2 protein-coding genes are annotated in these 14,546 nt (G+C 67.2%); both read left to right on the top strand.

What is annotated here, in order from left to right; genetic code table 11:
* Positions 1 to 484: 484 nt before the first annotated feature.
* The gene (locus FGS76_RS03295; RefSeq protein ID WP_138771204.1) at positions 485 to 2,047 is read left to right on the top strand and encodes a ShlB/FhaC/HecB family hemolysin secretion/activation protein; all 1,563 of its coding nucleotides are present in this window, start codon (positions 485 to 487) and stop codon (positions 2,045 to 2,047) included.
* 28 nt (positions 2,048 to 2,075) lie between these two features.
* Entirely contained in the window at positions 2,076 to 14,420 is a 12,345-nt protein-coding gene (locus FGS76_RS19410) for a two-partner secretion domain-containing protein (protein WP_170214387.1), read from the top strand.
* The last annotated feature ends 126 nt before the right edge of the window (positions 14,421 to 14,546 follow it).

Below are 14,546 nucleotides of genomic sequence, written 5' to 3' on the forward strand. Positions count from 1 at the left end.
TTTTTCTAATAATAAAAGCTGAGCCCCGAGGCGCCACGCGAAGCGTTCGGGTTGGGTGATCCCGCCGTTTTCTTATTACTGCATATCGTTTCTTCGTTCCCTCTCCTGAAACAGTCGCTGAAGGGTTGTGAACCCCCGGGAAAGCCGGGCAACAGCCGTCTAATGATTTAGGCTTAAAATCCCCTAAGGCTGCGAAAATTTAGTGATCTAAGCTCATTGTAAAAGGTCAACTATTGTAAATAAATGCACGTTGACCGTTGTGTTCCTGTGAAATAGATTCGCCGAATTGTGAACTCGTTCCTTGAATGAAAGAGTTTGCAGCCGGTCTTCGGACCAGGGGGTGAGAACAACGATCGGAGCCATGAACTCCGACCGGGGATAGCAAAAAATACGGGGGAAGGGACCTAAAACCGCCACCCGGGGTGCGTCCGCACCGTGCTCTCCATCTCGATCCTTTTATCGACGGGTTTTTCGGGATGTATCAATGAGCAGTCAATCCGGTTTCTTGCGTATCGCACTTTTGGCCCTGGCGCTGGCCTTCCATGTCGGCCCGGCCCGGGCGCAAAGCGCGCCGCCTCAGGTGGTGGTCAACGGCGTCACCTTCCAGGGTAACTACACCTACACCGCCTCCGATCTGTCCGGGCTGATCGCCTCGGAAATCGGCAAACCCATGACGCTCAAGGACATCCAGAGCCTGGCCGCCAAGGTGGAGGCGTTCTACCACGACGCCGGCTACCCGCTGGTCAAGGTGGTGGTGCCGCAGCAGACCTTCGCCGACGGCACGCCGGTGAAACTGGTGGTGCTGGAAGGCCAGCTGGGTGAGATCCGCATCGAAGGCAATCAGCGCTACGCCTCCCGGCGCATCCTCGATGCCCTGGCCGCCGCCGACGTGCACCGCGATGAGCCGGTGCGACTGGATCGGGTGGAACGGGCCCTGACCCGCCTCAACCGTCAATCCGGCATCGAAGCCGCCGCCGCCCTCAAACCCGGCGCCCGCCAGGGCTACACCGACCTGATCATCAAGGTCGAGGAAGCGCCGCGCGTCACCGGCGCTCTGGAACTGAACAACTACGGCAGCAAGGACACCGGTCGCTACCGGGTGGTGCCGTCCATCACCCTGCAGAACCTGACCGGCCGGGGCGACAACGCCAACCTGATCGGCATGCAGTCCATCGGCGACGGCGACGCCTGGTTCGCCTACGCGGATTACGTAACGCCGGTGAACGCTCGCGGTACCAGCGTCCAGGTGTACGGCTCCACCGGCAACGTCAACGTGGGCCGGGACTTCGAGGTGCTGGAAGTGGAAGGCGACAGCACCGGCCTCGGGGTCGGTGTGTTGCAGGACCAGATCCTGTCCGCGCGCAGCGTGCTGACCTACAGCGCCTGGCTGGAAGGCACCGATCTGGATCAGGACATGCTCGGCGTGCGCATCGCCCAGGACCGCATCCGCAAGCTGCGGGTGGGCGTGGCTCTGGACCGCACCGACCTGTCCGGCCGCAGCCTGATGTCGGTGGACCTGCACCACGGCCTGGGCGAAAGCCTGGGCGGCATGGACGACAACTCCACGCTGTCCAGCCGCGCCTTCGCCGGCGCCGACAACGACTTCACCAAGGTCACCCTGGACCTGGCCCGCATCCAGCGCCTTAACGCGCGCACCCTGCTGATCCCGCGCCTGTACGGCCAGTACGCCTTCGACCCGCTGGTGTCCAGCGAGCAGTGGGCCATCGGTGGCGCCAATTCCGTGAAAGGCCACCCGCCGTCGATCTATTCCGGCGACAGCGGCTTCACCGCCTCCCTGGAGGCGCGCTATGACCTGTTCGCCGACGATTCCCGCTACCAACTGATCGGCCAGCTCAGCCATGGCCGTCTGTACATCAAGAAGCCGTTCTACGACCAGGACGATGAACAGGACATCTCCGGCGTCAGCCTGGGTCTGCTTGCACGGCCCTGGAAACCCATCGAGGTGCGCCTGGATTGGGGGCTGCCGCTGGGCACCGAAACCGGTGACAACAATTATTTCTACGCTCAAGCACGCTACCGCTTCTGAGCGCCACCACTTTTACGGGTAACGAATCATGGCACGGAATAAAAAACGCAATGCTTCAGTGGCGGTCGCCGTATCGGTTTCAGTGTTCGGCTTCAGCGGCGCGGTCCAAGCCGGCCCCACTGGCGGTGAGGTGGTGCGGGGGGATGCCTCGATCACGCCGAACGGCGTGGAGACCATTATCAACCAGCTGTCCAACAAGGCGGTGATCAACTGGAACGACTTCAGCATTGATCCCGGCGAGCTGGTCAAATTCATCCACCAGGCCAACAGCGATGTGACCCTTAACCGGGTCACCGGCGGCACCGTGTCCCAGATCAAGGGCGCGCTCACCGCCAACGGCAACATCTTCCTGATCAACCCCAACGGCATCGTGTTCGGCGCCAGCGCCGAGATCGACGTGGCCGGCCTGCTGGCCACCACCTTCGACATCGCCGATCAGGACTTCATGGACGGCAAGCTCAACTTCAGCGGCGAGCTGATGAACAACGCGTCCATCACCAACCAGGGCGAGATCAAGGTCGGCAACGGCGGCTTCGTCTACCTGATCGCTCCCAATGTGGAAAACACCGGCCACATCATTGCCAACGTGGGCCGCGTGACCCTGGCCAATGACGGCTCCTACGACATCGATCTGACCGGCAACGGGCTGGTCACTTTTTCGGTGACCGACGCGGACCTGAGCGGCGCCACCGGCAGCGTCAAGAACGGCCCGGGCGGTAAAATCGAAGCCGGCCATGTGTTGCTCTCCGGCAGCCAGAAAGACGCGGTGGTGTCCTCCGTGGTCAACCAGGGTGATATCACCGCCGCCACCGAACTGACCATGGCCGGCGACGACCTGGAACAATCCGGGACCATCACCGCGGCGGCCTCCACCCTGGAGGCGGACAACGCCATTGTTTCCAACGGTGGTTCCATCAGCGGTGGCTCCACGACCCTCAAGGCGGGCACCGGCATCGGCGCCGCCGGCGCCGTGCACACCGACGTGGACGACCTGGCGGTGAGCAGCGAGAGCGGCGCCATCCGCGTCAACGAGGCCGATGAACTCGACAGCCTGAGCATCACCACCGGCGACAACGCCGAAGTGAACTTCACCCAGGCTGGCACCGATCCGGTAACCGGCGACCCGGTGCAGGACGCCGTCAGCGTCCAGTTCAACGGGCAAACGCTGAGCGCCAGCCGCGATACCGTGAAAACCGATCTGGACTTTACCCACGGCGACGGCGGCGTGACCCTGTCCGGCGTTAACGTGGAGGGGGACCTGAGCGTCACCGCCGCCGGCAACATCGTCGGTAATGGCAACCTGGACACCGCCGCCAGCGGCGAGCACGTGACGCTGACCACCACCGTGGACGGTGCCACCATCGGCGCCGAAAACAATGCCCTGCGCATCGACGCGGACACCCTGCGCGCCGAAGCCCAAAAAGGCCACGTAGTGATCACCGACACCGGCGGCGATCTGACCCTGGAACGGGTCAGCACCGGTGACAACAGCGTCGAAGCCGGCCTGCGTGCCCTGATCACCGCGGAAAAAGGCGACCTGCGCGGCAGCGATGGCGCCGAACCCAACGTGGAAGCCTGGGCCACCAATCTGAAAGCGGACGGGGCCATCGGCAACACCGGCCAGGCGGTGACCACCGCCGTGGACGTGCTCTCCGCGTCCACCCAGGACGGTGGCATTTACGTGGACGATCAGGACGGTGAGCTGGTGCTTGGCAAGATCAGCGCCGGCGAACGCATCAGCCAGGGCGGCCTGCCCACCTCGTCCACCGGCATCAGCAACGCCGACGGCAACATTACGCTGAGCAACGGCGCCACCGGCAGCCACGACGTGGTGATCGGCGCCGACGACAATATCGTCATCGGTGACACCGTCTCCGCCACCGACCAGCTGACCATGCTGTCCCGAGGCGGCGGTCTCTACAACGGCGGCGACACCGCCATCCTTACCGGTCGCTACGTGTATCTGCAGGCCGCGGATCGCATCGGCCAGAGTGGCGGCGCCCTGAAAACCCAGAGCAACAGCCTGAACGCCAACTCCGGCGGCAACGGCGTTTATCTGACCGAGAACAATGGCCTGAATGCCGCTGCCATTCGCTCCCATGGCGAGAACGCCAAGGTGGAACTGGAAGCCACGGTGGGCGACGTGGTGCTGGGCCTGGTGGAGGTTCAGGACGGCGACGCCTCGGTGATCAGCCAGGGCGGCAACATTCGCGGCGACGGCGGTGCGCCGCTGAACGTGAGCGCCAATCACCTGACCCTGGACGCGGACGGCGCCATCGGCAGCTCGGTGCAGGCGTTGGCCACCAAGGTGGACAGCCTCACCACCATCACCGGCACCAGCCTGGCCGGCACCTATGTGGCCAACACCGGCCTGCTGTCGAGCCTGGATGCCACCACCCTGGGCGGCAATGTGTCGGTGACCGACGACGCTGGCGGCGTCACCTTCAACCGCGCCAACGAACACCTGGCGGTGCAGCGCAGCGGCGGCGAAGGGCTGGACCTGGCCTTCAACAACGGGGCCGGCAACCTGATCGTGGAAGGCGTTGATCTGAGCGGTCATCAGGTGGACCTGAGCGCCAGTGGTCGTATCGGCGACGGCGGCGGCGTGCTGGCCGCCGACGGCCTGACACTGGCCGCCGGCGACGACATCGACCTGACCACCGACGCCAACCGCATCGACGCTACCACCCGCGACGGTGACATCGACCTGGATAACCGTGGCGAGGGTCCCCTCGCCCTGAACGCCGCCGCCGGCGGCGCCGACCGCGACCTGACCGTCAGCCATCAAGGTGATCTGAATCTGGGTCAGGTGTCCGCGGACGGCCTGATCAGCCTCACCGCCACCGGCGCTCTCAACGGCGACGGCGAAAACACCGCCATCACCGGCAAGGACGTGAAACTGGACGCCGGCAGCATCGGCAGCGACAGCCGTGACCTTTCCACCGCTATCACCGGCAGGCTGTCCATGCTCTCCGACGGCCACGTCTACGTGACCAACGTGGGCGCCCTGAGCATGCTGGACGGGGAGGCCGGTGGTGACATCGACTTCACCCAGTCCGGTAACACCGTGCTGGGCAAGCTGTCCAGCGGCGGCAGCGTGACCTTCAAGGCCACCGGCCGGGTCAGCGACGGTAACGGTGACGACGACAACATCGTCGCCGAAGATCTGACCCTGGACGCCCTGCAAGTGGGCGCCGCCGATGGCGTCGTGGACGCGCTGGAAATCCGCGTCGACGAACTGGTGGTCGACGCCCGCAACGGCGGCATCTATCTGCGCAACAAAAAAGCCGGCCCGCTGGACCTGATCCGGGCCCGCGCCGCCGGCGGCGATGTGAACATCGACACCGCCAGCACCATGAACCTGGGCACCGTGACCTCCGCCGGTGGCAACGTCACCCTGACCAGTGGCGGCGCCATCAACGACGCCCGCCCGGACGGCGCCAGCGAGGCCAATGTGGTGGCCCGCAAGGTGGACCTGCGTGCCCAGCAAGGCGTCGGCAACACCGGCGCCCTGGTGCTGGACGTGGACCAGATGTCGGTGAGCGGCGGCAATGGCGACGTCAACGCCGCCAGCCCCGGTGCCGTGGAAGTGGACGCCGACAGCCTGGTGGGCAAGGGCGCCGGCGGCGTCACCATCGTGGCCGCGTCAATCACCGTGCTCGACAACAACGGCGGCATCCTGGTGATGGACGGTGGCAAGCTGGTGCTGACCGCCACCAACGGCAACATCGTGTTCCTGAATCAGGACGACACCATTCGCCTGCCCGGCGGTGGCAGCATCACCCTGACCGCCCGCGGCGACACCACCAATGAGGGCTACAACGGCAATATCATCGCCGGCAACCTGATCACCGAAGACGGCGGCAACATCACCCTGGACGCCGACCACAACGTGACCCTGGGCATGCTGGACGCCGGCAGCCACGGCGACGTCTATGTGATCGCCCGTGATGGCGTAATCCTGGACGGCAACGGCGTCGACCAGAACGTACGCGGCGACCACGTCACCCTGATCGGCAATACCCCCAGCCAACGTGACGCGGAAATCGACCGCGAAACCGCCATCGCCGACTACGCCGCCCGGTTGGCGGAGCTGAACGCCAAGGTCCTGCAGCTGCAGACCCTGCAGCAGCAGCTGGAGTCTTACCTCGCCGCGCTCAACTCGGCGATCGTCAGCAAGAACATCTCCCAGCAGAACCTGGCCAGCGCCCAGCGCACCGCCGACCGTCTCAGCAACCAGCTGGACAGCGCCAGCAGCGCCCTGGACAACCTCAACCGCATTGTGTCCGTGGCCCAGGCGGCGGTGGATGGTGTTTCCCTGGCCGCCGGCGCGGCCCAGGCCATTCCGTTCAGCGGTGACGGCGGTTCCGATGCGGTGTTCCAGGGCCTGAGCCTGGCCCTGTCCATCGCGCAAATCGCAGTGGATGAATACGACCGCAACGTGGTCTCGCCCCTGGCGGACGAGGTTAATGACGCGCTGAACGACCTGGACGTGGCCAAGAGCTCCTACCAGGACGCGATCACCAACGTGGATACCTGGACCAGACTGCGCGATACCACCCAGGTGTCCCGGGACATGACGGACCATTCCGTGTTCAAGGCCACCGCCGCCCGCGACGCCAGCGAGCTGCTGCGCAAGCAGTCCATCGCCGCCTACGACCAGGCCACCGATATCGACATGTCCGCCGCCAAGCCGCTGGGCATCGAGGCCAACCGCCTGGATATGGGCACCAGCAGCGGCCGGGCTCTCAACACCGCTGTGTACCTGGACTCCACCGGCAATCTGGGCCTCGGCGACATTAAATCCGTGGGCGAGATCCGTGCCGAAAACGTGGCCGGCAACATCAGCGTGGTGGGCGACGTGGTCAGTCCGACGCTGATCTCTCTGCAGGCCGACGGCGCGGTACGCGGCATCGGGGGTACCTGGGTGAACGGTGAATGGGTGCCGTCGGTGGGTACCCTGCACGCCCCGGCCATTGCCGTGCGCGCCGAGCAGGGCGTCGCCAACCAAGAGGACTCGCTGTACACCGACACCAATGAAATCGCCATCGACGCCGGCGACGGCGACGCCTTCGTGATCAACGACAACGGCGGCGACGAGCTGGTGCTGGGCACCGTGGACGGCCTCAGCGGTCTCACCGCCGCCGGCGACATGGGTCTGCGCAACAACGGCGACCTGCGCCTGAAAACCCAGATCATCGACACCGACGTGACCGCCGACAGCGACACCTATCTGATGGCCCAGGGCGGCGCCATCATCGATGACAACGGCGACACCCTGAACGTCACCGGCGGCGATCTGTACTTCCGCGCCGACGGCCAGGTGGAACTGGACACCCAGGTGGACCGCGTGGTCGAAGGCCGCACCAGCGACGGCGACGTGCTGCTGCGCGAGCGCGACGACCTGGCGCTGATCGCCCTGGAAACCCTGAACGGCGACATCGATGTCACCGCCGGCGGCAACCTGACCGTTTATGAACTGGCCGCCGCCGGCGACAGCGCCACCATCCGCCTGAACGCGAAAGGCCGCATCGACGACGACCAGGACAACGACACCGGCATCGTCGCCAAGCGTCTTGAACTGACCGCCGGCGACAGCATCGGTGCCACCGGCAGCGTCACCCAGCGTGGTCTGGACACCGCCGTGGACGTGGTTACCGCCGACGCCAAGGGCGAGGTCAATATTCACGACCAGGACGACCTGGACGTGGAGAAAGTCACCACCACCACCGGCAATGTCACCGTCACCAGTGCCGCCGGCGACCTGCATCTCGGCGAAGTGCGCACCAACGGCGAGGGCGGCAACATCACCCTGGAGGCCGACGGTGCCATCGACGCCCTCAACGAGGCGGACGACACCCCGGAACTGTACGCCGACCAGCTGGCCCTGCGTGCCGGCAATGGCATCGGCACCGCCGACCAGTCCCTGCTGATCGAAACCGGTGCCCTGGAAGCGGACGCCGGTGACGGCGGCCTCTACCTGTTCAACCAGAACCGTGACCTCACCGTGGGTGGTGTCACCCCGAACCTGGGCCTGCCCGGTCTCACCGGCCTGGACGCCAACGGCGACCTGCATCTGACCGTGGCCGACGGCGCCCTCACCGTGAACGAGGCGGTGACCCAGACCGGTGAAGGCGACACCCGCCTGAGCAGCGGCAAGGGCCAACTGCTCAAGGCGGACGTGGCCGCCGCCGGCGATCTCACCTTCACCGCCACCACCGGCGACATCACCGCCGTCAACGGCGTGCAACTGACCAGCGGCGGCGATCTGTCCGCCACCGCCACCGAGGGCGGCGTCAGCCTGGTGGAGAACAGCCACGCCCAGGCCGACGGTGACCTGACCCTGAAAGGCGGCACCACGGTGTCGCTCAACAGCGCCAGCGTCGAAGCCGGCGGTGATCTGACCATGACCGGCGAGAACGGCAACGTGACCCTGGTCAGCAGCCAGGCCACCGGTGCCGATGATGTGACCCTTACCGCCGGCCAGAGCATTACCCTGTCCGGCTTTTCCACCCTCACCGCCACCAACGGTGCCCTGGACGCCACCGCCACCGGGGGTAGCGTCACCCTGGTGGGGAACAGCCGCGCGCAAGCCGCCGGTGATCTGTCCCTGAAAGGCGGCGACTCGGTGTCGCTCAACGACTCCAGCGTCGAAGCCGGCGCTGATCTGACGCTGACCGGTGAAAACGGCAACGTGACCCTGGCCAACAGCCAGGCCACCGGTGCTGATGACGTGACCCTCACCGCCGGCCAGACCATCTCCCTGTCCAGCCTCTCCTCCCTCACCGCCACCAACGGTGCCCTGGACGCCACCGCCACCGGGGGTAGCGTCACCCTGGTGGGGAACAGCCGCGCGCAAGCCGCCGGTGATCTGACCCTGAAAGGCGGCGACTCGGTGTCGCTCAACGACTCCAGCGTCGAAGCCGGCGCTGATCTGACGCTGACCGGCGAAAACGGCAACGTGACCCTGGCCAACAGCCAGGCCACCGGTAACGACGACGTAACCGTCACCGCCGGCCAGAACGTTACCTTGTCCAGCTTTTCCACCCTCACCGCCACCGGCGGCGCCCTGGACGCCACCGCCACCGGCGGCAACCTGGAGCTGAATGGCAACAGCAGGGCTACCGCCGCCACTACCCTGGATCTGTGGGCCGGCAATCAGGTGTCCCTGAACAGCGCCACCGCGCAGTCCGGCGGGGACATGACGGTGACCGCCGACAACGGCAACGTACAGTTCAACAACAGCCGCGCCGCCACCGAAGGCGCGCAAACCGTCAGCGCCGGCGGCAGTGTGCTGCTGACCCAATCGCAGCTGCACACCGAAACCGACGGCGATATGACGGTGACCGCCACCAACGGCGACATCAGCCTCAACAACAGCCAGATGCTGGCCGGTGGTGCCTTCGACGGCCAGGCCGGCGGCGACGCCGGGCTCATCCAGAGTCTGATCAGCGCCGGCGGCTCCACGGACCCGGAAGCGGACCCCGCTGATGGCACTCTTGATCTGGACGCCGGCGGCAATGTGCGTCTGACCCAGGGCAGCACCATCACCGGCACCGGCGACACCCATGTGGGCGCCGAGGACGGCGAGCTGCTGGTGGTCGACAGTGGCAAGATCCTGTCCGACGGCAACATCGATCTGAAGGCGGGCACCAACGCCATTTTCAACACCGGAAGTGCGGTGGCCGAGCAGGATCTCAAGCTCACCGCCGGCAACAACGTGATCGTCTCCGGCGCGGGCCGACTCACCGCCACCGGAGGCGACCTGACCGCCACCGCCGAGGGCGGCAACCTGGAATTCACCCAGAACAGCGGTGCCACCGCCGGCGGCGACCTGTCGCTCACCGCCGACGGGCAGATGCAGCTGACCAACGCCTTCGCCAACGCCGGCGCGGACCTGGCGCTGACCGCGCGCCAGGGTTCGCTGCGCATGACCAGCAGCAACGCCACCGCCGGTGGCAAGGTGGACGCCAGCGCCGGCCAGGACCTGCAAATGTCCGGGGGCTCCACGCTGATTGCCAACGGTGGCACGCTCAACGCCACCGCCACCAATGGCACTCTCAACCTCAGCCAGAGCAGCCGCGCCTCCGGTACCGACGACGTTACCCTGCGCGCCGGCACCGATCTGTCCCTGAATAGCGCCAGCGTGGAATCCCTGGACCAGGACTTGAGCCTCACCGCCGATACCGGCAGCGTGACCCTGGTCACCAGCCAGGCCACCGCCCAGGGTGATGCCACCGTGACCGCCGGTCAGAACCTGTCGCTGTCCGCCGGTTCCACGCTCACCGCCACCGACGGCAACCTGGGCCTCACCGCCAGCGAGGGTGAGCTGAGCGTCAGCCAGTCCTCAGAGCTGACCGCCGGCAACGATCTGACCGGTAAAGCCGGCACCAATATGGCTTTCACCACCGGAGCCAGAGTGAACGCGGGCGATAACCTGGACCTGGACGCGGGTAACCACCTCACCGCCGAGGACAGCCAGGTGCGCGCCGAAGGCGACGCCGCCCTGACCGCCACCGACGGCAACCTGACGGTGACCCGCGCCACGGTCACCGCCGGCGGTTTCCTGGACGGCGACGCCGGCCAGGGCATTCTGCTGACCGCCGCCACCCTGGCCAGCGGCCGCCCGGCCGTGGTACCGCCTTTTGCGCCGTTTGCGCCGACTGCCGCCGACAACCTGGACCTGACCCTGAACGCGGGCAGTGGTGACATCGCCCTGTCCCAGGCCAGTGTGGTGGAGTCCGCCGGGGCCCTGGTGATGGACAGCGAAGAAGGCAACGTCAGCCTCACCAATAATAGCCGGGCCACCGCGGTCACCGACGCCACCATCGGCGCCGGCGGCGGCGTCAGCCTGGCGCAAGGCTCGCGCCTGGAAGCCACCACCGGCGACCTGGAGGTGACCGCCACCGACGGGGACTTCACCGCCCGCGACGGCTCCGAGCTGCGTGCCGGCGGCGACTTCACCGGCAACGCCGGCGGCGACCTGGCCTTCACCAACGGTGCCCGCGCCGAGGCCGACGGTGACCTGGACCTGGACGCCGCTGACAATATGACCATCCAGGACGCCACCGTGCGCGCCGACGGCGACGCCGCCCTGACCGCCGCCAGCGGCGATCTGGCGGTGACCCGCTCCACGGTCAGCGCCGGCGGCTTCCTGGACGGCGATGCCGGCGGGGCGCTGACCCTGACCGCCGCCACCCTGGGCAGCGGCGAGACTGAAATCCGCCGCCTGGCGCCCCTGGAACCGGGCAGCGTGGACCTGACCCTGAACGCCGGCAGCGGTGATCTGACCCTCACCGACAATAGCCGCGTCAACTCCGCCGGGGCCCTGGTGCTGGGCAGCGACGAAGGCAGCGTGGTGCTTACCAGGGGCAGCCGTGCGCAAGCGGCCACCGACGCCACCCTCACCGCGGCCACCGATGTGAGCGTCAACCTCAGCTCGTCGGTGGAAGCCGGCGAGGGCGACCTGACCCTCACCGCCACCGACGGAGACCTGAGCGTCACCAGCGGCGGTTCGCTGGTCGCCGGCAACGACCTCACCGGCACCGCCGGCCAGAACGTGACCCTGGACCAATCCACCGCCGATGCCGGTGGCGATCTGTCCCTGGACGCGCAGGGCGCGGACCTGACCCTGACCAACAGCAGGGCCACCGCCGCCACCGATCTGGACCTGCGGGCCAAGGGCGACCTCACCGTGGACCACTCCGAGGTGCGGGCCACCGACGGCGATATGAGCCTTACCGCCAGTGACGGTGATCTCGCCGTGCGTCAGGACAGCACCCTGACCGCCGGCAATGATCTCACCGCCGACGCCGGCAACGACCTCAGCATCGCCGACACCACGGTGCGCGCTGAAGGAGCCCTGGGCCTGACCGCCGGTGAAGAAGGCGACCTGTCCCTGACCCGCGCCAACGTCACCGCCGGCGGCGTGCTCACCGGCTCAGCCGGTGGTGCGGGTACCCTGACCGGCACCACCCTGACCAGCGGCGACGCGCTGAATGCCGACCCGGCGAACCTGAGCCTGAATGTCGGCGGTGACCTGACCATCACCAATGGCACCCGCGTTACCGCCAGCGACTCGCTCACCCTGAGCAGCGCTGACGGCGCCGTACAGGTGGACGGTGTCAGCGCTCTGCAAGCCGACCGGGACGTGACCGTCACCGCCGGCACCGATGTTCGCTTCGACGACGCCAGCCTGGACGCCCTGAACGGCAACGCCCGGGTCACCGCCTCCGACGGCGATCTGACCCTGGCCAACGGCGCCAACCTGACCGCCGGCGCCGACCTGGACGCCAACGCCGGTGGCAAGATCACCATGGACGCCAGCAGCGCCATGAACAGCGGCGCCGACCTGACCCTGAAGGCCGGTGACGATGTGGCCCTGTCCACCCTGCGCGCCGGTGGCGACGTGTCCGTGACCAGCGAGGAGGGCGGCATTCAGGCCGACCCGGGCATTGCCGAGCACATCCACGGCGACAACCTGTTCCTGTCCGCGGCCAAGAGCATCGGTTCCTCGCTCAGCGGCCTGAAGACCCGCGTGACCAACCTCTACGCCACCATCACCGGCAGCGGTGATCTGCACCTGGAGGACCTGGACGCCAACGGGCTTACCGTGAAGGACAGCAGCCTGGCCGACGGCGACGCCCACCTGCGCGCCGGCGGTGACCTGACCCTCGACGCCCTGGCGGTGAACGGTGACGCGGTGCTCGACAGCGCCGGCCGCCTGGCCACCAGCGTCAACGGCACCCTGAGCGCCGATGATCTGCAGGGCCGTGCCGTTAACGGCATCGATCTGACCTCGGAACTGGGCAGTGCCTCCCTGGCGGTGACCGGCACCGGCGACATCCAGCTGGACAACCAGGGTGACCTGCGTCTGGACCAGGCCGGCACCGCCGACGGCGACATCACCGTGGGTACCGTCGGTGACCTGGGCATTGGCCAGGTCGACGCGAACACCCATGACGTGGCTCTGACCGCCTCCGGTGCCATCGCCACCGACGGCGCCGGCGAGATCGACGGCCGTTACGTGGCGCTGCGCGCCGGCCAGGGCATCGGCGGCCTGCCGCAAAGCGAAAACCTGGACGACCTGTTGACCCTGCGGGCCGAGCGCATCGACGCGCTCAGCGACGCCGGCGACATCATCCTGCGTCAGCAGGGTCCGGTGTTCATCCGCCAGGCCCGCACCGGTGACGGCCGTGTCGGCGTGCTGGTGGAAGGCGGCGATGCCACCCTGGGCGATATCCACGCCGATGGCGACGTGACCCTGATGGCCCAGGACGGTGCACTGCTGGACGACAACGACTCTTCCACCCGCGTCAGCGGCGCCGCGGTGTCGCTGAGCGGCCGTGACGGTATCGGCACCGACACGGTGGCCATCTCCACCCGCGCGGAACGGCTGCGGGCGGAGGCGGACACCGGTGTCATCAACGTGGAAGAGCAGGACGGCCTGGCCGGCCTGGACGCCACCATCAACAACGGCGACATCCGCGTGCGCACGCTGACCGGTAACCTGACCGTCAACGAAGTGCAGGCCCTGGCCCCCGGCAACGCGGTGATGCTGTCCGCGGTGGCCGGCGCCATCCTGGACGGCAACGCCGAGGCCAACAACATCGTGGCCGCTCTGCTGGAACTGACCGCCGCCACCGGCATCGCCCGCGCCAGCGACCCGCTGGACGTGGATGTACAGACCCTGGGCGCCACCGGCGGCAGCGGCGGTGTGTACATCAACAACCGGGGCACCGGTCCGCTCACCCTCACCGGCCTCACCGGCCAGGGAGGCCTGGGCCTGACCACCGGCGGCGACCTGGACCTCACCGGTGACCTGAACGGCCGCCGCGTGGACCTGAGCGCCGGCGGCAACCTGACCCAGCATGGCCTTATCAGCGGCACCGATGGGGTCAGCGTCAGCGGCAACGGCAACGTGACCATGGTCACCGGCGCGGAAACCCAAAGCAGCGGCCAGGTGCACTACCGGGCCGGTCAGACCCTGGCGGTGGACCGTATCCACACCACCACCGGGCTGGGCGGCGGCACCGTGATCCTGGAAGGCCGCAACCTGGTCAGCAACGCCCCCACGCCGGGCTCCATCCGCGCCGGGCAGGTGAACGTGCGCGTGACCAACAACCCCGACAGCGACCGGGTTTACGAGATGGTCGACACCACCAACGGCAAGGCGCGGGTGTTCCTCAATGACCGCACCCTGGGCGGCAAGGTGGTGGAAGACTCCCAGTACGTGGCCGACCTGACGCACCCGCAAAGCGTCGCCACCACGGGCCCGGTGTTCAACCCGTTCGAAGGCTTCCAACCGCAAACCGCCAGCCGGGGCTTCCAACCCGTCGCCGGCGACGACGGCGAGTGGCGCTACGAGCCCTGATACACACCTTCCACCCCATCCAAAGCCCGGCCTCGCGCCGGGCTTTTTTTAGGTTCATCGCGGATTCCCGGGAAAGGCGGCTTTGATCTTGAGGAAGAAGTAGTCGCTGTCCCGGTAGCCGTAAGC

The sequence above is a fragment of the Alloalcanivorax gelatiniphagus genome (assembly GCF_005938655.1).
Classification (GTDB): domain Bacteria; phylum Pseudomonadota; class Gammaproteobacteria; order Pseudomonadales; family Alcanivoracaceae; genus Alloalcanivorax; species Alloalcanivorax gelatiniphagus.

Excerpts from the sequence above, each read along its gene's own strand:
- FGS76_RS03295 (WP_138771204.1), top strand. The coding sequence starts at position 485 with ATGAGCAGTCAATCCGGTTTCTTGCGTATCGCACTTTTGGCCCTGGCG.
- FGS76_RS19410 (WP_170214387.1), top strand. The coding sequence starts at position 2,076 with ATGGCACGGAATAAAAAACGCAATGCTTCAGTGGCGGTCGCCGTATCG.